The sequence below is a fragment of the Veillonella rodentium genome (genome assembly GCF_900187285.1).
GTDB lineage: Bacteria > Bacillota > Negativicutes > Veillonellales > Veillonellaceae > Veillonella > Veillonella rodentium.
The window spans coordinates 335855-358094 of sequence record NZ_LT906470.1; the positions used below are offsets into that span (position 1 = coordinate 335855).

The following is a 22240-nucleotide window of genomic DNA, read 5'->3' on the forward strand; positions in this document are numbered from 1 at the left end:
CGTATCGATGCCGGTGAAAGCAGTTCGATACCGTGGAAGATATTATTTATCTTCCTCTATAGTAACATTTGGTTCACTGCATGCGAAATTTGTATTGGCGTTAGGCAGTTGAGAAGGGTCTAACTCAATATCAAAATCGCTCAGGGAAACAAATGTTTCACCAGATTTACCCAATGCGTCCGGAATGATGGAGAAAGTATTGGAGATACCGTCAGAGCAATCACGCCATGGCATTTTAGCTACGGATGCCAACGAGGATACGGCGCCGTGAGAGTCGCGACCGTGCATAGGGTTAGCGCCCGGAGCGAAAGCTTCACCTGCTTTACGACCGTCCGGAGTCGAACCTGTTGCGGTACCGTATACGACGTTGGAAGTAATTGTTAACAAGCTCATAGTAGGAACGGATTGACGGTAGGTAGGGTGTTTGCGGATCTTGTTCATGAATGTGGAAACAACCATAGCCGCTAAGCTATCTACACGGTCGTCATCGTTACCGTATTTAGGGAAGTCACCTTCCGTTTCAAAATCGACGGCGATGCCGTTTTCATCTCGAATAGGTTTTACTTTAGCGTATTTAATAGCGGATAAGGAATCGGCTACAACTGAAAGTCCGGCGATACCGGTGGCGAACCAACGTGTCACCTTGCGGTCATGCAACGCCATTTCCAATTTTTCATAGGCGTATTTATCGTGCATATAATGGATGATGTTCAAAGCGTTTACATATACGCCGGCAAGCCATTCCATCATGTCGTCGAATTTTTCCCATACTTCGTCAAAGTCGAGGTATTCCGATGTGATAGGACGATATTTAGGACCGATCTGCTTTTTAAGCTTTTCGTCTACGCCGCCGTTGATAGCGTACAGTAAGCATTTCGCAAGGTTGGAACGGGCTCCGAAGAACTGCATTTCCTTACCGATGCGCATTGGGGATACGCAACATGCGATAGCGTAGTCATCTCCGGAGTTAGGGCGCATCAATTCGTCATTTTCATATTGAATAGAAGATGTGGCGATGGATAACTTCGCGCAGAAACGGCGGAAGCCGATCGGCATACGAGGGGACCACAATACCGTGAGATTCGGTTCCGGTGCAGGTCCCAAGTTTTGTAATGTATGTAAGTAACGGAAGGACATCCTGGACACTAACGTACGACCGTCGGTACCCATACCGCCGATGGATTCAGTAGTCCATACAGGGTCACCGGTAAATAAGTTGTTGTATTCATGAATACGTGCGAAACGTACCATGCGCAATTTCATGATGAAATGGTCTACGAATTCCTGAATTTGTTCCTCTGTATATGTACCGTTGCGAAGATCGCGTTCCGCATAGATGTCGAGGAATGTGGAGTTACGTCCGATAGACATAGCCGCACCGTTCTGTTCCTTAACGGCACCGAGATAGCCGAAGTAAATCCATTGCATCGCTTCGCGTACATCTTTTGCCGGTTCGGAAATGTCGTAGCCGTAGGAGGCCGCCATCTCTTTTAATTCTTTCAGAGAACGGATCTGATCTTTGATTTCTTCGCGATCGCGGATGACATCCTCCAGCATATCACCCATGGTGATAGCAAATTCCTGATTTTTTTCTTCGATGAGGTAATCTACGCCGTAAAGAGCGATACGGCGATAGTCGCCGATGATACGCCCGCGGCTATACGCATCAGGTAGGCCCGTTACGATATGCGCTGTACGAGCTGCACGCATTTCCGGTGTATATACGTCGAATACACCGTCATTGTGAGTTTTGCGATGTGTTTTGAAGAAGGCTTCCGTTTGGGGATCCATTTTAAAACCGTATTCTTCGATAGCGGATTTTGCCGTACGCAGACCGCCATATGGGAACATAGCGCGTTTTAAAGGCTTGTCCGTTTGTAAACCGACGATGGTTTCAAGGTCTTTGTCGATATATCCTGGCGCGTGCGCAGTGATGTGGGTTGCCACGGAAGTGTCGGCATCAAGCATGCCGCCTTTTTCGCGTTCTTCTTCGTAAAGCTTCAGTACCTGGTTCCACAATTTTGTGGTTCGTTCTGTAGGACCGGCAAGAAAGGAGTCGTCCCCTTCATAGGGGATATAATTTCTCTGAATAAAGTCACGTACGTCAATGGCTTTATCCCACACACCTGTGTTAAAATCTTTCCATGCAGTATGTTGCATCTTGCACCTCCATAAATGGATATAAGTATAGATTTCTATGCCTATAGTGTACAATGTTTGTAACAATTCCACAATAAATAGATGATATAGATTTTCAATACATACTATGCGATTTTGTGAAGTATTTTATAAATTTCCATAAGTCGAATTGTTGAAGTTTGCTTGTATATAGCGGCTTGTATGAGTTTTTTCTTTTTGCGATCTCACTTGATGCATACATAATAATATGAAATTGCATATCAATATTACTGAAGGGTATGAAAATTTCATTAAAGAGGATGAAGACGGATTATTCAATAGTATGATCGGATAGTTTATATTTGTGTACTGTTCGGAGGCCGTTTATATCTTGTACAGAATCAGCCTGTAAGTCTCTATAAATGCACGTATATTGCGATGCTACGGAACGTTGCCGGTCAGGAAAACAAGCGTTTCTTTTCTACACTGACACTATATACTATACTCTGAGCAGCTCTTGTTGAAGAGTAACTGATATTGCCTAAAATAGGAGGTCACATTATGGATTTTAATGAAAAATTACGGGAGTATAGAAAACAATCCGGATTATCTCAGGGAAAATTGGCGGAAACGCTCAATGTGTCGAGACAGGCCATAACAAAATGGGAATCGGGCAGTGGGATGCCGGATATTTCGAATTTAAAGGCCCTTTCAGGTGTATTCAATGTCTCTGTGGATGAATTGCTTTCAGAAGAAGCGGTTAAACCTCGATATCCTTATGAAAGCGTTGTAGAATATGATATCGATGAGATAAAACATTTCGATATTAAATTGGGTTCTGTTAATCATGTAAAAATGAGAGCTGGAGAGGGTGAGAAGATAAAGGTTCAACTGGTCAGTGATACTATTGAAAATTTGACGGAACTGGTGAAAGTAAAAATCGATGATATTAAGAGGCGTATCGATGTGGATGTAAATCGTTCCAAATCCTTATCCGAGGAGTTTGTAAAAGAACATCTGTCGATTTTTATAAATTTGCCTGAAAAATACATGGGAGATACGGAGTTAGCGACCCATTGTGAAAAACTGGAACTGTTTGATATTGATAGTGAAAAGTTTGAGCTGGATGGAGCGGCTAAAGAGATTTATATTGCCGGCGGTAACAGTCATATAGAGCTGGATAACAACTCTCCAATGGATATATATGTAGCGGATTATACGGGACGAATTGATGTAAATCAGATATCGGCGAAATCTCGTCTGCATGTTCCTCATGAGTATGCTTTCAAAGCGGTGAAAAAAGGTATTCGTACTAAATTGCTCTTTGAAGAATGTGGAAATCCTGTGGATGATTTTTCCGTGGCTGAATCAGAAAATTGCATTGAAATTAATGGAATCAATAGTGAACTTACAATAGTCAAGCTAAGTAACCAGTTGCCTTAATTACAGGGCTATTCCTGCAACATAGCTTTCATAAAGTTTTATTACTTGTTCCTACAAATTTGTTGTACATTTTGTAGAACCAATAAGGAAGAAATCGTTTCCTACATAGGAGGTAAAAGGTATAATAGATTGTATATGCGAATATTGTTGAAAGGTGGATGTTAATGACAAATCGAAAGAAAGCACTTTTAGGTGCTTCTGCTACTATTGCTGTGTGGGCTACTGCATTTCCTTTCAGTAAAATAGCATTACAATCCGTAGATTCATTAACGCTTTCTGTAGCAAGGGTTATGGGTGGAGCCTTACTTATGCTGGTAATTGGTGTTGTAAAAGGCTTACACATACCGACAACATGGCGTGAATGGGGACTATATATTTTGTTGGGCGCTACAGGCAATTTCGTTTACCAAGTTGTATTTAATGAAGGGTTGCGCACAATTCCGGCGGCCACATCCAGTATTATTATGGCTTTGACTCCGATGACGACAGCGCTGATGGCCATGATCGTTTATAAAGATAAAATCCGCCCCATAGGTTGGCTGTTTACAATAACGGCTTTTATAGGTGTAGCCATAATCATTCTATGGAATTCCGCCCTTACTATTCCTGTAGGAGCCTTGTGGACCTTGTTAGGTATGATACTCTTTGCAGTGTATAATATTCTAAATCGAGGACTTAGTTTAAAAGGATATAAGCCTATTACCATTGCTATGTGGTCTATGTTTACGGGAGCTATTATGGCTTTGCCTTTTGCGGAACATGCTATTGAAATGATTGCTGTGGCACCGATTAGTGCGAAATTTGCTATGGCCTATTTAGCATTCCTATCTAGTGCATTAGGCTTTGTATTCTGGAGTTTTGCTTTGGAACATGCGAAAAAGGTTTCAGATGTAACCAATTTTATGTATATCTCGCCCATAGTGGCAGCTATTGTAGCCGCATTTTTATTGGGAGAAATTCCTAATATGGGGCTCTATATTGGGGCACCGGTCATTTTAGGATCATTATTTCTGTTTAATCGATATAGGTGATTGTTATAAATAGAAAATTCTATATCTAAAAATAGTGTATAATTATACTTTTGACTTGTAGTAATCGATATAGTCTAAAATCCTCCTGAGTGTATTCACTTAGGAGGGTTTTTATTTAGATAGGAAGTTTTATGAATTGTTTATTGATAAATATATATGAATTGACGTAAAATGAAACTAATGTGAAGCTTGTATAAGGGGTTATGGAGAAAGGGGATATTTATGTACTCTGTAGTTGTAGCTTTAATATTTTTATTTATTATTCTGTTTTTCGTTATAGGTATAATTTCACCAAAACGTGTTTTTCCTAAAAATGAGCAAAATCCAAATCGTAAAAAGGTATTTTTATCAACTATAGTTATGTTAATCTTATTTTTTATTGGAGTTGCACTGACAAATAAAGCAGATGATAGTATTACTTCCAATAATTCTACAGTAGTTACAGTTGAGCAAAAAAAAGAAAAATCTAATGAACTTGTATCAATTCTTTCTCAGGTTCCACAATATGAGGATAAGGTTGAGAAAAGTGTTATTTACAAACCTTGGGGTGAGCAAATACCTGCTCAAGATGCAGTATATTGGTATGCGATTAGTAAAGATAATTTTATTAATGAACGAATTAAAATTGTTAATTTTTCAGATGGTATTGATTGGGTATTTTGGGATAAGATTATTTTCTCAACTGATCAAAATCGATGGGATTATGAAATTAACAGTTTTGCTGGTCAATCTGGAGGTGGCAAAAGTACTCAGATTGTTATGGGCGGGAAATATGAATTCCTTGATGTACCATTTGAAAAACTAGTTCCTGGTATAAAAATGCTAATTGAAGGTTCTAACCCTATTATTCGCCTACAAGGTGATAAATACAAATTTGACTATGTAGTTCCTGATAACCAAATTGAACACCTTAAAGCTGGATATAAGGTGTATGAAGATTTAAAAGCTACTGGTGGTATGATTATAGATAAATAAAAATATGAAAGCGATACCTATTTATTTCTCTTTTACGAGAAAGTACAGGTATCGCTTTTATTGCTTATGCACTAATGGGAGACTGGGATAAACTGCAAATTCTTTTATACGCTCATGCCCGCAGCATAGTTTTCATAGAGTTCTTTATAGTGACCACCGCATTTGATGAGTTCGTGGTGTGTCCCTTGTTCTACGATGGTGCCGTTTTCTACAACTAGTAAGAAATCGGCATTTTTTATTGTTGATAAGCGATGGGCGATAACGATACTGGTTCGACCTTTGAGGAGAGTGTTCATGGCTTTTTGAACCTCCACCTCGGTGCGGGTATCCACGTTAGCCGTTGCCTCGTCAAGGATGAGTATACTCGGGTCTGCTAAGAAGGCCCGAGCGATGGTAATCAACTGACGTTGACCTTGGGATAGATCATCGCCACCTCGGTTGAGCATCGTATCATATCCATTTGGTAAGGTGCGGATAAAGTGATCTGCCATGGCAAGCCTTGCTACATACTCGATTTCTTCTCGTGTAGCATTTGGTTTGCCGTAGCCAATATTATCAGCGATAGTGCCTGTGAAAATCCAAGCATCTTGTAATACCATACCCACCGTATTGTGCAAGCTTTCACGAGATATATCGCGAATATCCACGCCATCGATGGTGATGCGGCCATTCATAATATCATAGAAGCGCATGATAAGATTTACCAATGTGGACTTGCCGGCCCCTGTAGGTCCTACGATGGCTACCATAGAGCCAGCTGGAATATGGATATTAATATCCTTCATAAACACATTGGATGGCGAATAGCCGAAATCAACATGTTTAAAATCGATTGTACCTGTATGGGCCTGATTACTCGGGTTTTGGGACATCATAGGTGAGTTGGTAGTAGTCGTTTCTGTATCAGTTCCGGATTCGTTGTCGAATAATGTCAGTGCACCATCGTCAATTTCAGACGGTGTATCAATGACTTCATAAATACGACCTAAGGCCGCAGCGGTTTCTTGAAATTTCGTCATAATATAGGAACTACGGGATAGGGGGTCGGATACCTGACCTACGTAGAGGAAGAATGCCTGAATATCCCCAATGGAAATGGACCCACGTAATACCATAAGACCGCCTTGAATAGCGACGAGACAATAGGTAATTTGATTTAGGAACTTAACGAGAGGTTCTACTAGCTGACTTGTGAAAGCAGCACTTCGCATACTTTTAAATAGATTGTCGTTAAGTACATTTACTTGATTAGTAGTGGTTTCTTCTAGTCCAAAGGTTTGGATAATCGGTTTTCCTACTACAATTTCCTCTATACCACTATTGAAAACACCTAAAGCACTTTGATTTTTGAGATAGACACGACGCGCCCGTTTAGATAGCCACGTTAAGCATACGATACCAATCAGTATGATGACGATGATGGATGCTCCCAGAATCGGACTGATCCAAAGCATCATAGCAGTGGCGCCGATAATTCCGATAATGGCGGATACGAGGCCCGGCACGCCTTCGCCTATTGTTTCCGCAACGGTATCTAGATCGGAGGTGAGACGGCTTAATAGGTCGCCTCGTTGGTGATCGTGAAAGTATTCAATCGGCAATGAGTATAAATGAGTACTCATACGCGTACGTAATGCTAATACTGTTTTTGAACCGATGGAAGCCATCATATATTCGCCGCAGTATGTAAATAATGCATGACCGCTATAGATGGCGATGAGCCAGAGAATGATGGTATCTACCGAAGATATAATCGAATTAATATCTTGATCCGTTTTCAAACCGCTGACGATTGCATCTACAATTTTACCGAGTAAGACCGGGGCGGAGACTTCAAACATGGCTGCAGCAATCAGCGCTAAGATGAGTAGAGATAGCCAGCCCCATTGGCTTTTAGAGTCGATTAGGAAGCGACGTAATGGATTCATACTGTCACCTCCTGAGATGCTAAAATCTGTTGATATACAGTAGATGTACCTGCTAGTTCATCATGTGTGCCATAGCCTGCAACCTGGCCTCGGTTGATGATTAAGATGTGGTCCGCTTTTTTTGCAGCACTTACCTTCTGTTCTACAGAGATGAGGGCAGGTCGATTATCCTTTTGCAGTTCTTCATGTAATGCAGTACGGACAGAACGTTCTGTAGTGCCGTCAAGGGCGGAGAAACTATCATCGAATATAAACAGATCCGGTTTGCGGACAAGGGCTCTGGCCATAGCAAGACGCTGGCGTTGGCCACCGGATAGATTTGTACCGCCTTGGGAGACGATATACTGGTAACCACCTTCAAGGCGACTGATAAATTCATCCGCCTTGGATAATCGGCATGCATTTTCTATATCTTGAATTGAAATATCTTGGTCTGGTGCGGCACCATAACGTACGTTCATATCGACAGTGCCTGTAAATAAGTAGGCTTTTTGTGGTACATAACCGATATGTGCACGCAAGTCGTCTATATTCCACTGGTAGATGGATTTACCTTTGAAGAGAATATCTCCGGATTCAATGGAGAAAAGGCGAGGAATGAGATTTGTAATCGTACTTTTACCTGAGCCGATATCGCCCATGATGGCTAATGTTTCACCGTGATGAACGGTAAAGGAAATATTTTCTAAAGCAGGTGATTCCGCATTATCGTAGCGGAAGGTAACATTGCGGAATTCGAGTAATGGTGTATCCTGGGTTGCGGTCGTCGTTGATGGGGGTGTCTCATAACTTTGTTGCGTATGTAGCACCGATTTTGAGGCATTAGATTTTGCATCATCAGTGCGATAGGGCTCAGGGAATATATCCGAGTTTTTGTGTTCTAACAACTCTCGAATACGGGTGTAGCATACGATAGCTTCAGGAATATCGATGATTACGAAAATAGCCATGAGCATACTTAATAAAATGAGGTTGGCGTATTCGATGACGGCCATGATATCTCCTACCTGTAGCGTGCCCATGCTGACGTTGTATCCGCCGAGCCATAGGATGGCAACGGTACTCATATTAAATAGAATCAATATGGTAGGCAAACCGATGGCAAAGGTTTGCCTCAATCGCTTGTTGAGTTGTGCTGTTTCTGTGAAAATACGGATTTCTTTTTCGTTTTCGTAGCTTCTTCTGTTGAAAGCTCGTATAACAGGCATGCCCACAATATGATCGCGTACCATGTCTGTAATATCATCTAATTTCAGCTGTATCGCTTTGATGAGCGGTAAAGCACGGTTTTCAATAAAGATGATGGTGAATATCATACAAGCCATAACGACGAGGATGACGAGGCCCAGTTGCCAGCTTTTATAGAATGTAAGACCGAGACCGACACAAATCATGAGCGGCATAGGGAGAATCATATTTAATCCTTCTCCCAGGACGGATTGGATCTTCTCTACGTCTCGGCTTGTTCGCATGAGTATGGTACCGGTGCCAAAGTGTGTGAAGTCGCGTAGTGAAAAGTATTGTAAGGCTGTTATCAAGTCATTGCGCATGCCCTTACCTATAGTGGCGGAAATATGGGCGCTCATTGCTACGCTTAGGATTGCGGATAATACTGTTAAAAGTGCGACGATGAGCATATTCATGCTGGAGCTTGTAATCATTTCCAGGTCGCCACGGAGCACGCCGTCATTGATGATAGATGCTGTTAATGTCGGTATATATAATGTGCCTGTCACATTGAGTAAAGATAATATCGATACTGTAATTATGGGGACCCATAAGGGTTTTATATAATGGAAAAATGGTTTCATATAGAGCCTTTCGATATATTGCAGTTTAAAAGCGCACCTTTTATTATATTGTATAAAATTTAAATTAGCTAGAAGTATATTTTTACTTGCAGTTTAGTATCTATTAATAATTATTATGCTTTGCGATATGCGCTCTATCCTGCGCAAGTTGCTAGATAGACATATGCCGGCTTCTTTTTATCCTGAAACGGTAAGGCTTGACAAATCTAAAAAAATCAATATATTGATAGTGTAATAGTAAGTATCTGAACTGTACTTTCTGTTGGAGGAGGTTTTTTATGTCCACAAAGTCTATAACCGGTACGGGGCTATTATTGGCCGTCGCTTTACTGGCGCAAAGCTTGCGTCTTATTTTCCCGTTTATTCCTAATACGGTGAGCATGTTCCTCATCGGAACGATTACGTCGGCTACGTTTGTATTGGCGACGTGGCGTTATGGTTGGAAAAACGGCCTCGTTATAGCCTGGATCGCACCGGTGGTGGCTTACTTGCAAGGTATGTTGCCGGTGCCGCCGTTTATCCTGATTACGGGGCTTGGCACGACGGCCTATGTATTTGCCGTTTACTGGTTACAACATAAACCCAAGATATTACTTGTCGTCGCAGGTGCCATTGTGAAAGCGGGGGTGCTTTTTGGCGGATACTCGATATTCTTTTCGTTATTCTCATTCCCTGAAAAGATTGTTAACACCATGTTGTTCGTAGCTAGTTGGCCTCAGCTTGTCACGTCGTCATTGGGAATTATATTGGCTTTGATCGTTATGAAACGAGCTCGTCTTAGTTTCTAGTTATGACAACCCATTCAAAATAGATATGACTTTTAAGGGCGCTCATCACCGATGAACGCCCATTTTTGTTGACCTTACTCGTAGTCTACTTTTATAATTAACATATTGTATACGAATATGAGGAGTTGATTGGAATGAAGTTTAATACGAAATGCGTTCATGGCGGTGGCAAACCGGATAGTACCGGTGCGATTTCCCCTGCAATTTATATGTCCAGTACATTTTCCCATCCCCAATTGGGTGACACAACGGGGTATCAATATACGCGTGAGTCGAATCCGACGCGTGACCGTTTGGAACAATTGATTGCCGGTCTTGAGGAAGGTACGGATGCATTGGCATTTTCCTCGGGGATGGCGGCGGTGGACGCTGTATTCCATTTATTCTCCCCCGGGGACCACATCATATTAGGTGATGACCTGTATGGCGGCTCCATCCGCATGTTCACAAATATTTATGAACAGAACGGCATTGAATTTACCTATGTGGGAACGTCCGATCTAGATGCGGTGAAAGCAGCTTTCAAACCGAACACGAAGGCGGTATATATTGAAACGCCGACGAATCCGATGATGGAGATTACCGATATTCGTGCATTGTGTGCGTTGGCACATGAACGAAATGCACTGGTTATCATCGACAATACATTTTTGAGCCCTTATTTTCAGAAACCGTTGACCTTGGGTGCGGATATCGTGATTCACAGCGGCACAAAATTCATCGGCGGTCATCATGATGTTATTTCGGGATTTACGATTGTGAAAGATGATGAAGTCGCAGCAAAGTTGCGACTGATTTATAAAACGGTAGGAGCCTGCTTATCCGCCATGGACAGCTGGCTCGTTATCCGCGGTGTAAAAACATTGGCGCTTCGTATGGAACAGCATCAGAAAAATGCCATTGCCATTGCACAATGGCTTAAAAACGAACCGAAGGTGACCAAGGTATTATTTCCGGGGCTTCCTGAACATCCGGGTTATGAAATTAATAAATCACAGACTACAGGTTTTGGCGGTATGTTGTCCTTCGAGGTAGATAGTGAAGAAACGGCGAAGACCGTCTTAGAAGGAATCGAGTTGATTCAATTTGCTGAAAGTCTCGGCGGGACGGAATCTCTGTTGACGTATCCTGTAACGCAGACACATCCGGATTTAAAACCGGAGGATGCGGAGCGCAAAGGCATTACACGCCGATTGCTGCGCTTGTCTGTAGGGATTGAAGATACGGATGATCTGATTGCCGATTTAGCGCAAGCTTTCAAAAAATAAAAGGAGTTTCGATGGGACGATATAATTTTGATCAAATCTTGGATAGAACTCATACGAAATCGTTAAAGTACGATTTCGCTGTGCAGCGGGGGAAACCGGCGGATATCCTACCGTTTTGGGTGGCGGATATGGACTTTGAGATACCTTCAGAGTTGAAACAGATTTTGTTGGACCGTGTAAATCATGGCGTATTCGGATATACGGATACGGATGATTCATATTGGAATGTGCTGGAGCACTGGTTTACATCTCGTTTTAACTGGACCCCTCAAGCTAAATGGCTTGTGAAGACGCCGGGAATCGTGTTCGCGTTGGCGATGGCGGTTCGCGCTTTCACAAAGGAAGGGGACGGTGTTCTCATCAATCAACCGGTGTATTATCCTTTCAGCATGGTAATTGATGATAATGATCGACGTCTCATCAATGTGCCTCTTATAAAAGGAGATGAAAAATATACTATCGATTTTGAGGGCATTGAACGCGCTATCGTCGAGGAACATGTTGCGTTATTCCTCTTGTGTAATCCTCACAATCCGGTGGGGCGCGTGTGGACTGAGGAAGAACTGAGACGTCTTGGCGATATCTGTATCAGACATAACGTGATCATTGTGAGTGATGAAATTCACGCTGATTTTGTGTGGGATGGTCATACACATCGCGTATTTGCCGGACTCGGTGAAGCGTATGCGGAGCATTGTATTGTATGTACGGCGCCGAGTAAAACCTTTAACATTGCAGGCCTGCAGGTGAGCAATATTTTTATTCCGAATGATTCGTTGCGCCGACGTTTTATCAAGGAAATCGACCGTGCCGGTTACAGTCAGTTAAATACGATGGGCATTGTTGCCTGTGAAGGAGCGTATAAGGTTGGGGCCCATTGGCTCGATGAACTGAAGGAATATATTCAAGGGAATATTCAATTCACTATCGATTATTTTGAAAGACATATGCCTAAGATTCACATGTACAGACCCGAAGGGACTTATCTCATGTGGTTCGATTGTTCTCAACTGCCACTGAGCCCTGTAGAACGGGACGAATGGATCGTGAATGATGCAAAGCTGTGGCTTGATACAGGTTCCATGTTCGGGGTTGACGGCGAGGACTTTGAGCGGATTAATGTAGCCTGTCCGAGAAAGACCCTGGAACAAGGTCTCGATGCATTGCGAAGCGCTTATGAGAAAAAAGGTTTTTAAATTGTATAAAGCCTAGAGGTGATATTATGCCTATTAAAGTGATAAAAAATTTACCGGCCATTACGAAGTTAGCTCAGGAAAATATTTTCGTTATGGATACGGAACGAGCGGAAAATCAACAGATTCGTCCGCTTCATATTCTGCTTGTCAATTTGATGCCTACAAAGGAGATTACGGAAACACAGATTTTGCGTGCTCTCAGTAACAGTCCGCTGCAGGTGAATCTGACATTGCTACATACGGCGTCGAGAAAATCTAAAAATACGGATGAAGAATATTTGGAAACCTTTTATCGAACCTTTGACGAAGTGAAGGATGAGTTTTTTGACGGTATGATTATTACCGGCGCCCCTGTAGAACTGATGCCTTTTGAAGAGGTGGATTACTGGTCTGAGCTCGTAGAGATTATGGACTGGGGTGAAGAACACGTTTATTCCACCTTTTATATTTGCTGGGGTGCACAGGCCGGCCTTTATCATCATTTCGGTATCAATAAATCCGTCATGGATGAAAAGTTATTCGGTGTGTATGAGCATGATATTTATAATGATCAACCTGTATTAATGCGCGGATTTGATGAAAAGTTCTGGATGCCTCATTCCCGTCATACGACGGTATCGTTGCAGCAGATTAAGGATAATCGTGAATTGGAATTATTGGCCGGATCTAAACCGACCGGTGCCGCTATTGTACGTAGTCTTGATAATAAGCATATTTTTGTGTTCGGTCATGCCGAGTATGATTGGGATACCCTTAATCGGGAATATGTGCGGGATATCAAGAAGGGATTGAAAATCGATGTACCGGAAAACTATTTTCCCGATGATGATCCAAAACAGCGACCCGTTGTGCGTTGGCGTTCGGTGAGCACGTTGTTGTTTACGAATTGGCTCAATTACTATGTATACCAGGAAACACCGTATATTATTGAACAGATACAAAAAATGAAGTTTGAGCGCGATAAAAATTTAGGTGCCTATATTTAATCTTATAGAATGTTAGTAGCCCCTGAACGGGTTTCAAAGCCTCCAAGGCTATCCACCTCGCTACGCGAGGCCGCCAAGTCGTTTTGAAACCCGTTCAGGAGCTTTTTTATTTTAGGAATAAAATAGGTACCTACATATTATCGCTTGGAGAATTGGCAAGTCGTTTTTGAGAAACCATTGGTTTTTATTTGAGGCTTTTTAACTATAGGCGCCTAAACTTTTAAGGGGTATAAGCGGATGTCACGAAATGCCCCATAGTTTTAAGTTATGGAGAAGGTGCTGTAAAAAATAGTAGACATAATTTTTAAAGCATAGTACTATACTAGGTATAAAACAGATGAGATAGTTATCACATATAAAGGAGTTGTTACGATGAGCAAACAATACAGATTTGAAACTTTACAATTACATGCAGGGCATACGGTGGACCCGACAGGTTCCCGCGCGGTGCCGATTTATCAGACTACATCTTTCGTGTTTAAGGATGCGGAGGAAGCGGCAGGCCGATTTGCGTTAACAAATCCGGGTGCAATTTACAGCCGTCTCGGCAATCCTACGACGGATGTGTTGGATGCTCGTGTGGCACAACTCGAAGGCGGTGCAGGCGGTATTGCGGTAGCATCCGGTTCCGCAGCGGCTACTTATGCGATTCAAAACGTAGCGGGCACAGGTGATAATATTGTGGCTGCGTCCACATTGTACGGCGGTACATATAATCTGTTTACTGCCACACTACCTCGCTTCGGTATCACCACAAAGTTGGTTAATCCGGACAATTTAGATGAATTTGACGCGGCTATCGATGATAATACAAAGGCCGTATATATTGAGACAATCGGTAACCCGGGTATCAATTTGATTGACGTGCAGGCGGTAGCGGATATCGCTCACAAACACGGTGTGATTTTAATCGTAGATAATACATTTGCATCTCCGTATCTGTTCCGTCCGCTTGAACACGGTGCAGACGTAGTTATTCATTCGGCGACTAAATACCTTGGCGGTCACGGTACGACCTTGGCGGGTATTATTGTAGAGTCCGGTAAATTCGATTATAAAGCATCCGGCCGTTATCCCGGCTTTGTGGAAGGGGATGAACATTATAACGGTTTAGTGTACGGTGATCTACCGATTCCTTTCACCGTGAAAGTCCGCACTCAGTTATTGCGTGATACAGGTGCCTGCATTACTCCGCTGGCATCCTGGCAAATCCTACAAGGCATTGAAACATTATCCTTACGCGTGGAACGCCATGTGGAAAACACCCGTAAAGTCGTAGAATTCTTGAGTAAACATCCTAAAGTATCCTGGATCAATTATCCTGAGTTAAAAGACAGCAAATATAAAGCCTTGGCGGATAAATACTTCCCTAAAGGAATCGGCGCTGTCTTTACATTCGGCGTAAAAGGCGGCAAGGAAGCGGGTATCAAATTTGTTGATGCATTGGATATTTTCTCCAACTTGGCGAATGTGGCGGATGCGAAATCTCTTGTTATTCATCCGGCATCCACTACACATGCTCAGCTTAACGAAGAGCAACAGAAATCTGCCGGTGTTACACCTGATATGATTCGTTTATCCGTAGGTCTTGAAAATATTGATGATATCATCGAAGATTTGGCACAAGCTTTGGACAAAGTATAATTGAACGTAGTAAAAGAACCTTGGATCATTGATCCAAGGTTCTTTTTTGAAAGGGAGTATAGTGTTATTTGACTTACGGTGTGTGGACATAAGTCAAATATTCGTCTACATGTACGTAGACTTAGGAGAGCCTGTGGTGTGTGTGTCACAGGTTGTTAGTGTGTGAGAGTGTGTATAGTATGTGTGTTATATGTAGTGTTTGTCCAGACGAGTGGTTAGGGTCTGAATTGCTCCCCCGGACGTTAAATTGGAATTAGTATTTTGTGTTTTTTACTTTTGCACTCAATACTTGACCGGAAGTAGCATCGACTTTTACTTCAGCGTTTTTACCGCCGCCAGTAGTCATGTCGAATTCGTATACTACTCTGCCGCCGTCGCGTTCAACAGTCCATTCCATTGTTTGGAAATCGCTACCTACTTTTTCGATAGCTTTAGTTTCCGCTACTTCCGGAATGATAATGTTTTGAACGTTGAAAGTTTTGTTGGATTTGGAAGAGCCATATTTTTTAGCTTCTTTAGAAATGACTTGACCGGACGCTTCATCAACCTTTAATTTAACTTCTCGGTTGCCGGAGAAGCCTTCAACTTCATAGTAAGGGTTGTGTTTTGCATCATAGGAAATCGATTTCACTGTAGCATTAGGGAAATATTGATGGAATGTCGTTACGGCACCCATGTAATCAACAGAGGAATTCTGTTGGTTGGAAGGAGTTACACTGCCGACACCGGCCCAATTACTGCGGTTATTGTATGCGCCATGATTTGCAGCACTAACTGCACCGGCCAATAATACTGTACTAACACCTAATGCACATAATACCTTTGATAATTTCTTAACATTTTTCATAGTAATGCCTCCTGAATACCAAAAATCAAGGTAATATATTACGGTTTTTGTAAAAGTAGATTTTGTTCAATCTACTTTTACATAATTTAATGGTACTACATGAAAATTAGATGAAGAAACAGAGAGTTTTGTATAAATATCTCCATATCTTTTAGTTATTACTGATACCTAATTTTCCTGATAATGATATATTGAATACTATATATAAATTATACATTATAACAGGTTCTGTTATTAACGATTTTATAACTGCATATGACTATAGTCAACCGAAATTGATGTATGTGTAGTTGACAATTAAAAATACAAGTGATTTAATACAAATAGTTAGTAGTTTGTTTAGCATATAGGCATCATGATGTACATCGATGACAAGTGATGTCGTGTGCTGGATCGGTTGTATTATTTTCCACTGAAGTCGTTAATGGAGGTATACCATGAGTTCTACCGTTTCGAAACCATCTAAAATTAGTACTCGTCAGCTGACCATGACAGCCTTATTTGTGGCGTTGATTGCAGTAGGGGCCTTTATACGGGTGCCATTGCCGAATTGTCCTTTCACATTGCAAATTCTGTTCACTACCTTGGCCGGCATTGTCCTCGGTAGTCGTTTAGGTGCTATCAGCGTAGGAATTTATATTGTTTTAGGACTCATCGGAGTGCCTGTTTTTACATCCGGTGGCGGTCCCGGATATATTTTGCAGCCTACATTCGGATACTTGATAGGATTTATGATCGGTGCCTATGCTGTAGGTCGTATTGCGGAATCCATGCAGGTGTTATCATTTAAACGGTTGTTGGTAGGGGCCGTTATAAATCTATTTATTGTGTATGGTCTCGGTATGATTTATCTATACTTCATTATGAACTTCTATCTTGGCAAACCGATTGGTGTTGAAGCCGTTATCCTTACATGTTTCTTGATTCCGGTAGGTCCCGATTTATTCTTGTGCGCTGTAGCCGCATCTCTTGGAAAACGAATTGTGAAAGAATTGCAGTTCTGAGATACAATTTAATTATGGCTTTTAGATAGAATCTGATTGTGATTATTTCGCTTATTAAAATAAACCGCCTCTAAAGACTCTGCCCGGCCGATAATGTGCCGTCAGGTTGCTTTAGAGGTGGTTTATTTTTTATGGATATACGTAACCCAGAATCGGTTCCGCTGCTTTCACTTTTTGAATTTCTATATATGGTTGTTGTCGTCCATGGAAGTCCCGCGTGGATACTTTACCTTCAATGGATATCCATTGATCGTTCTGGAAGCTGTCTCCATTTTCTTTATGGACGGTCATTCCCACCGGTGCTATATCGGCGATACAGCAGGTCATCGCCATACGGGATAGGGTGAATTCATTATTTTTTAACGTATTATCATCGCGGTTTACATAGCCGGTCATATATACGGTATAGTCTTTATACTGTTCCGCGTTAGAACCTATTTTGACAATCGTCTGATAGAAATTATCCGAGTTCAAAACGATTTCTTTTTTATCTTTTGAAATCCCCGGTTCTTTACTTTCATTATTAATCGTAATGACCTCACCTATATCGTCGCTGGAGAAATCAAAATTATTGGTGTCGTCATTAATCCGTGCGGAACCCTGAACTTGTGCGGTAGGAACGAGAACAGGCGGTACGATGAGCAGCATCAGGGGAATGACGATAGGTACAACAGTACGCCAATTGTGTTTGTATTGGCGTTGAGGGGCCCATGCGACGGTGACTATACCCCCTAGGATTAGGGCGATTCCGCTGAGGGCGAGCAATAATTCATAGCGCGGAGCCACATAGTTTAAATAACGACCTGTCACGATGAGATAGATACAGGTAATACCCAGCGTGGCATAGAGCAGACCTTTCACGATGGAAAAGCGATCTTTGGTTGATAGTTCTGAAAACATACAATCATCTCCTTAGTGATGCAGAACCGATACAATATAATAACTATTAATACAGAAAAATTTATGGTATTCTCTGATATAAAAGATTACTGAATTAACTTGAGAAATAAAAGTGCTGTAAGACCGGCGGTAATGACGACGGTCAATCCGAGACGCCATATGAATGTGACCGGAACGTATTGCCGTAGCAGGTATACATTTTTTATATCCATCATAGGGCCTAAGATGAGAAAGCCCATGACGGATCCGAGTGGAAAGAGGCCGCTTAAGGTTTTCCCGATGATGGCGTCCGATGTGGAGCATACGGAGAATAGGAATGCTGCCAATAATAGTACCGGAATAGTCGCCATATCCGGTAATGCAATGCCTGCATTGAGCAGAAACGGTTTGCCGTAAACCTGAAAGACGGCTACGACAGCGGCAGCGATGGAAAAATATAACAATAATTGTGTAAATTCACGCTCCATATGAAGTAATAGGATTTTAGGAGATACTGCTGATTGTCTGAACATTCTTTCTGTTAAAGAACGTTTTTTTATTGTAGCGCCTGTATCGTCGTTATAAACGGTTTCTTGAACACCTGATGGGGGGGAGGAAAGACTCAAGGCTTCGTATATGAAGTTTTGGCCGCTCTGTTTTGAACCCCTCAGCTCTGATAATCGGGGCGGGCGGTATCGAAATGATAACGCCACAATGAGTGCTACGGAGAGACCGAGTAAAATACGCCATACAGTTATCATCGGATTATCCGGAAATGCATACCAGGTGGACAGTATGGTGATCGGATTGATGATAGGGCTGGCGAGCATGAATAAAATCACTACCGATAGAGGCACGCCCCGGTCAATTAACGCCTTGAATAAAGGTATTATAGCGCAGTCGCAGACGGGCAAAACGAGTCCGCTCATCATGGCCGTGCCGTAGCTTTTCCATGAATGGCCGCCTAAAAGTTTTAATAATATGCGTTGAGGTACGAAAAAACGTATGCCTGTAGCGGCAATGGTCCCTAACAATAGAAATGGTATGGCTTCAATGATGAGTCCGGTCACTATGGCGAAACACTGATGAACCGAATAGGGCACATCGTGCCGGAAAACGGTGACGATCAGGATATAAGCGGTAAGGACCATAATGAGCAGGTTCGGAATCAGGCCCCATGTGTTTTTCCTGCATAGCCGTTCCACATCTTTTGCCGTCGGCTTTATGATGATGTGGGCATCCGGATTATAAGAGTGCAGCAGATTATCATGTTGATCCGACTCCGTAATGATAATGTCGGCGCAGTAAAGTTGGCTTTCAGCATTGGCACCTAAGGCGGGCAGTATCGTGGATATAAATGCGTCGCTACAAAGGTACAGTACTTTTTCTATGCGTACCTTGTCGCGTAAATCTTTACTGTATAACAGGGCTTCTAATTGGTGAAAGCCGAGCATGCCGTTCCATTCAATCCATAACTCTTTCGGTTGCACCTTATCGAGACAGGTTGCGATTGTTTTGCTGATATCTGTGTAGGATTCCTGGTGGCTTGGATTGATGGCGCTTAACTGATCGGGATTCAATACGAGCGGCTCTTTGATGAGTTTGGTGGAGCCTTCCTCAGCTGAAATAAGGGCTGTACCGCCCAGTTTCTTGCGATGCTGTAATTGTTCATTGATAAGTGTACTTTTACCGGATCCTATGAAGCCCATAACAATATAAACGGGAATCATGATTCGCACACTTCGTTGTGGACCATCGGTACATTAAAATCGGTACCGATAACGACGAGACTGTAATCGGTGGATTCTGTCGGACTCAGCGTACAGTAATGGGTACCATACTGGATTTCATGAGGTCCCTCTGCCGTCGGTACAATGCCTTTGGCACGCAGTACCGTATCGGGCATTCCTTCCATGACGGTTTTCCACTGCAATGTGGTGAGACTTCGTAAATTCTTGTATGTATGGCTCATAAAGTGATGATGATCATGCAGTGTTTCCACATGATGATCGTGGTGGAGCTGATTGATATAGTCCCGTAATGTCAATGTATCCCAAGGTTCTTCGTGAATCGGTGTGTGTGGCGCCAATTCGTCAATCATGTGTTTTGTTACGTCCGTTTGTCGACTGTCTGTTGTATGACTCAGAAATATGGCATCACTATGTGTGATTTGATCCTTGAAGAAGAGTCCGAAGTTTTTGATGAACATCGGCGCCTGCATGGCATCGACCGTAGTTATGGCTGCATAGACATATGCCTTTTCGGCGATATCCTCGTCTTCACAGGTCTGTAGAATTTCGCTGAGTTTGCTTACGCCGGATGGTTCAATATATATGACATCGATAGAGTCGTCTTTGAGGATGTTGAGCAGGGCTTCCCGAAAGTTTCCCTGCAAGCTGCAGCAGATGCAACCTGATGTGACTTCCTGTACGGTGGCGCCCGTTTGTGCCAGGTGGACCGCATCGAGGCTGGTTTCGCCGAAGTCGTTTTCTATAATAAGGACTTTATCAGTCGTCTTGTGTTCTTTTAGGATATGTTGCAAAAATGTTGTTTTCCCGGAGCCGAGAAAACCGGATATGATGACAATGGGAATCATATGCACCTCCTGAATAATGTAAACACAGTATACACCCATAGAATAACATATAAAATACTCCTATGGGTATATGCATACTTATGAATGACAAGATGATGGGAGTGTTTATCTAAAATATAATAATTATATGCTTTATATGAGTATATTGGTATATATTCAAGGGTTTCATAAATATTTGTACAGAAAAAGGCGTATGCCTCATCATGTATATATGAATGCATACGCCTGTATGAATAAATATTTAATTATGTAATTATTGCAATTTTGCCAATAATGCTTTGAGATAAATGAATACACGCTCCACAGATGGGAGAAATACTCGTTCTTGAGGGGTGTGCGGACTAACGATGGTAGGCCCGAAACTGATCATTTGTGTTTTGGGTAAAACACCTTTTAGCAGACCACATTCGAGTCCGGCATGAATCGCATTTACATTCGCCGGTGTATCGGATATTTCGTTATATAAAGAGATAGCCTGTTCCTCCAGTTTTGAGCCTTTATCGTATTCCCATGCAGGATATCCGCCGGTGCGAGTAGCGGATACGCCGAGGGCGCTGGCTAACAATAACATTTTCTTTGCTAAATAATCGAGACTGTTACCATTGGAACTACGGATGGAAATCAGCACTTCAATGGTATGAGTATTTTCGCGAACGATGGCGATATTGTCCGATGTTTCCACGAGGTTCGGAATGGTTTTGCTCATGGAATGAACGCCGTCTTCAGCGAGGTATACATAGGAGAGGAGAGCTTCCGACGTGTCGTCCGCATAGACTACCTTTGGTGCCGGAATGTCCTCGATGACAAATTTGAGGTCCGGATCCTGTACGGAGTACTCATTTTGATATTGTTTTTCATGGAATTCCAACAATGTTTTGATGGCTTCCACATCTTCGGAACGGACGGAGAGTTCCGCTACGGCTTTTGACGGGATGGCATTATGTTTTACGCCGCCCGTGAAAGAAGCTAAATTGATAGAATATTGTTTTTGTAAATCATAGAGGACACGTGCTAAAACCTGGTTGGCATTAGCGCGCTGCTCAATGATTTCGATGCCCGAGTGACCGCCTTTAAGTCCCGTTACGGCAAGGGATAAGCCCGCATCATATCCTTGCAGATTGTTTTCCCGCAAGAGGGGAATGCTCACATGTATATGACAACCGCCCGCGCAACTTACGGTGAAGTCATGTTCTATTTCCGTATCGAGGTTGAGCAGGTAATCGCCTGTGACCTGGCCTTCTTTAATAGCGAAGGCGCCGTCCATACCCGTTTCTTCATTTGTGGTAAATAGTAACTGCATAGGGCCGTGCTGCTGTGCATCGTCTTCGATAACGGCGAGCATCATCGCCGCGCCGATGCCGTTATCCGCCCCCAGCGTGGTGTGGTCGGCGTGCATCCATTCGCCTTCGATGATGTTAGCGATAGGATCTTTTGAAAAGTCGTGGCTTGAGTCGTGGTCTTTTACACAGACCATATCGATATGACCCTGTAGGATAACGGATGGACGATTTTCATAGCCCGGGGAAGCCGGTTTTTTAATGACTACATTGTAAAGTTCGTCTTGCTGTACTTCAAGACCTAAGTTTTTTGCAAAGTTTACAATATAATCGCTGATAGCCTTTTCGTTGCCTGATTCACGAGGAATTTGGCTCATGTCTTTAAAAATTTCTAATACTCGTTTGGCTTGAACGATTGTTTCCATAGTGGTACCTCTCATTCTTATTTC

The 22240-nt window shown here is 42.4% G+C and carries 17 protein-coding genes; 9 read left to right on the top strand and 8 right to left on the bottom strand.

Annotated features, from left to right (window positions below):
• Positions 1 to 42: 42 nt before the first annotated feature.
• Positions 43 to 2160 (bottom strand): formate C-acetyltransferase, encoded by a 2118-nt coding sequence (pflB, locus tag CKV62_RS01340; RefSeq protein WP_095065074.1) that lies wholly within the window; start codon positions 2158 to 2160, stop codon positions 43 to 45.
• Positions 2161 to 2679: 519 nt separating this feature from the next.
• Here pflB and CKV62_RS01345 point away from each other — a divergent pair.
• The 3 genes from CKV62_RS01345 to CKV62_RS01355 all read left to right on the top strand — a co-directional run bounded on the left by CKV62_RS01345 (position 2680) and on the right by CKV62_RS01355 (position 5567).
• Positions 2680 to 3561, top strand: coding sequence for a helix-turn-helix domain-containing protein (locus tag CKV62_RS01345; protein ID WP_095065076.1), 882 nt, complete (start codon positions 2680 to 2682; stop codon positions 3559 to 3561).
• Between the two features lie 164 nt (positions 3562 to 3725).
• Positions 3726 to 4592: a DMT family transporter gene (locus tag CKV62_RS01350; RefSeq protein ID WP_095065078.1), complete on the top strand. Its 867-nt coding sequence runs from the start codon at positions 3726 to 3728 to the stop codon at positions 4590 to 4592.
• Positions 4593 to 4814: 222 nt separating this feature from the next.
• Complete coding sequence (locus CKV62_RS01355; RefSeq protein ID WP_095065080.1) at positions 4815 to 5567, top strand: hypothetical protein; 753 nt, start codon at positions 4815 to 4817, stop codon at positions 5565 to 5567.
• A gap of 104 nt (positions 5568 to 5671) precedes the next feature.
• On the opposite strand, the gene CKV62_RS01360 is transcribed toward CKV62_RS01355, so the two are convergent.
• Together CKV62_RS01360 and CKV62_RS01365 are read right to left on the bottom strand one after the other, a co-directional pair.
• Positions 5672 to 7495, bottom strand: coding sequence for an ABC transporter ATP-binding protein (locus tag CKV62_RS01360; protein WP_095065082.1), 1824 nt, complete (start codon positions 7493 to 7495; stop codon positions 5672 to 5674).
• Entirely contained in the window at positions 7492 to 9306 is a 1815-nt protein-coding gene (locus CKV62_RS01365) for an ABC transporter ATP-binding protein (RefSeq protein WP_095065084.1), read from the bottom strand. The genes CKV62_RS01360 and CKV62_RS01365 overlap by 4 nt, the downstream gene beginning before the upstream one ends.
• A 278-nt stretch (positions 9307 to 9584) precedes the next feature.
• Between CKV62_RS01365 and CKV62_RS01370 the strand changes: the two genes are divergently transcribed.
• The 5 genes from CKV62_RS01370 to CKV62_RS01390 all read left to right on the top strand — a co-directional run bounded on the left by CKV62_RS01370 (position 9585) and on the right by CKV62_RS01390 (position 15188).
• On the top strand, positions 9585 to 10094 hold the full coding sequence (locus CKV62_RS01370; RefSeq protein WP_095065086.1) for an ECF transporter S component: 510 nt from the start codon (positions 9585 to 9587) through the stop codon (positions 10092 to 10094).
• Between the two features lie 134 nt (positions 10095 to 10228).
• Positions 10229 to 11362, top strand: coding sequence for a trans-sulfuration enzyme family protein (locus CKV62_RS01375; RefSeq protein WP_095065088.1), 1134 nt, complete (start codon positions 10229 to 10231; stop codon positions 11360 to 11362).
• 11 nt (positions 11363 to 11373) lie between these two features.
• Positions 11374 to 12558, top strand: coding sequence for a MalY/PatB family protein (locus CKV62_RS01380; RefSeq protein WP_095065090.1), 1185 nt, complete (start codon positions 11374 to 11376; stop codon positions 12556 to 12558).
• A 26-nt stretch (positions 12559 to 12584) separates the two neighbouring features.
• Entirely contained in the window at positions 12585 to 13544 is a 960-nt protein-coding gene (gene metA, locus CKV62_RS01385) for a homoserine O-acetyltransferase MetA (protein ID WP_095065092.1), read from the top strand.
• 372 nt (positions 13545 to 13916) lie between these two features.
• The gene (locus tag CKV62_RS01390) at positions 13917 to 15188 is read left to right on the top strand and encodes an O-acetylhomoserine aminocarboxypropyltransferase/cysteine synthase family protein (protein WP_095065094.1); all 1272 of its coding nucleotides are present in this window, start codon (positions 13917 to 13919) and stop codon (positions 15186 to 15188) included.
• A gap of 253 nt (positions 15189 to 15441) precedes the next feature.
• On the opposite strand, the gene CKV62_RS01395 is transcribed toward CKV62_RS01390, so the two are convergent.
• Positions 15442 to 16035: a PepSY domain-containing protein gene (locus CKV62_RS01395; protein ID WP_095065096.1), complete on the bottom strand. Its 594-nt coding sequence runs from the start codon at positions 16033 to 16035 to the stop codon at positions 15442 to 15444.
• Between the two features lie 437 nt (positions 16036 to 16472).
• Between CKV62_RS01395 and CKV62_RS01400 the strand changes: the two genes are divergently transcribed.
• Positions 16473 to 17039 (top strand): biotin transporter BioY, encoded by a 567-nt coding sequence (locus CKV62_RS01400; protein WP_095065098.1) that lies wholly within the window; start codon positions 16473 to 16475, stop codon positions 17037 to 17039.
• Positions 17040 to 17168: 129 nt separating this feature from the next.
• Here the strand turns inward: CKV62_RS01400 and CKV62_RS01405 are convergent, their stop codons facing one another.
• The 4 genes from CKV62_RS01405 to CKV62_RS01420 all read right to left on the bottom strand — a co-directional run bounded on the left by CKV62_RS01405 (position 17169) and on the right by CKV62_RS01420 (position 22216).
• Positions 17169 to 17939, bottom strand: coding sequence for a TIGR03943 family putative permease subunit (locus tag CKV62_RS01405; RefSeq protein WP_095065100.1), 771 nt, complete (start codon positions 17937 to 17939; stop codon positions 17169 to 17171).
• An 86-nt stretch (positions 17940 to 18025) separates the two neighbouring features.
• Positions 18026 to 19648, bottom strand: coding sequence for a permease (locus CKV62_RS01410; protein WP_095065102.1), 1623 nt, complete (start codon positions 19646 to 19648; stop codon positions 18026 to 18028).
• Complete coding sequence (locus CKV62_RS01415) at positions 19645 to 20514, bottom strand: CobW family GTP-binding protein (RefSeq protein ID WP_095065105.1); 870 nt, start codon at positions 20512 to 20514, stop codon at positions 19645 to 19647. Before CKV62_RS01415 ends, CKV62_RS01410 begins: the two co-directional genes overlap by 4 nt.
• A gap of 253 nt (positions 20515 to 20767) precedes the next feature.
• Complete coding sequence (locus tag CKV62_RS01420) at positions 20768 to 22216, bottom strand: aminoacyl-histidine dipeptidase (RefSeq protein WP_095065107.1); 1449 nt, start codon at positions 22214 to 22216, stop codon at positions 20768 to 20770.
• Positions 22217 to 22240 lie beyond the last annotated feature (24 nt).

Excerpts from the sequence above, each read along its gene's own strand:
- pflB (WP_095065074.1), bottom strand. The coding sequence starts at position 2,160 with ATGCAACATACTGCATGGAAAGATTTTAACACAGGTGTGTGGGATAAA.
- CKV62_RS01345 (WP_095065076.1), top strand. The coding sequence starts at position 2,680 with ATGGATTTTAATGAAAAATTACGGGAGTATAGAAAACAATCCGGATTA.
- CKV62_RS01350 (WP_095065078.1), top strand. The coding sequence starts at position 3,726 with ATGACAAATCGAAAGAAAGCACTTTTAGGTGCTTCTGCTACTATTGCT.
- CKV62_RS01355 (WP_095065080.1), top strand. The coding sequence starts at position 4,815 with ATGTACTCTGTAGTTGTAGCTTTAATATTTTTATTTATTATTCTGTTT.
- CKV62_RS01360 (WP_095065082.1), bottom strand. The coding sequence starts at position 7,495 with ATGAATCCATTACGTCGCTTCCTAATCGACTCTAAAAGCCAATGGGGC.
- CKV62_RS01365 (WP_095065084.1), bottom strand. The coding sequence starts at position 9,306 with ATGAAACCATTTTTCCATTATATAAAACCCTTATGGGTCCCCATAATT.
- CKV62_RS01370 (WP_095065086.1), top strand. The coding sequence starts at position 9,585 with ATGTCCACAAAGTCTATAACCGGTACGGGGCTATTATTGGCCGTCGCT.
- CKV62_RS01375 (WP_095065088.1), top strand. The coding sequence starts at position 10,229 with ATGAAGTTTAATACGAAATGCGTTCATGGCGGTGGCAAACCGGATAGT.
- CKV62_RS01380 (WP_095065090.1), top strand. The coding sequence starts at position 11,374 with ATGGGACGATATAATTTTGATCAAATCTTGGATAGAACTCATACGAAA.
- metA (WP_095065092.1), top strand. The coding sequence starts at position 12,585 with ATGCCTATTAAAGTGATAAAAAATTTACCGGCCATTACGAAGTTAGCT.
- CKV62_RS01390 (WP_095065094.1), top strand. The coding sequence starts at position 13,917 with ATGAGCAAACAATACAGATTTGAAACTTTACAATTACATGCAGGGCAT.
- CKV62_RS01395 (WP_095065096.1), bottom strand. The coding sequence starts at position 16,035 with ATGAAAAATGTTAAGAAATTATCAAAGGTATTATGTGCATTAGGTGTT.
- CKV62_RS01400 (WP_095065098.1), top strand. The coding sequence starts at position 16,473 with ATGAGTTCTACCGTTTCGAAACCATCTAAAATTAGTACTCGTCAGCTG.
- CKV62_RS01405 (WP_095065100.1), bottom strand. The coding sequence starts at position 17,939 with ATGTTTTCAGAACTATCAACCAAAGATCGCTTTTCCATCGTGAAAGGT.
- CKV62_RS01410 (WP_095065102.1), bottom strand. The coding sequence starts at position 19,648 with ATGATTCCCGTTTATATTGTTATGGGCTTCATAGGATCCGGTAAAAGT.
- CKV62_RS01415 (WP_095065105.1), bottom strand. The coding sequence starts at position 20,514 with ATGATTCCCATTGTCATCATATCCGGTTTTCTCGGCTCCGGGAAAACA.
- CKV62_RS01420 (WP_095065107.1), bottom strand. The coding sequence starts at position 22,216 with ATGGAAACAATCGTTCAAGCCAAACGAGTATTAGAAATTTTTAAAGAC.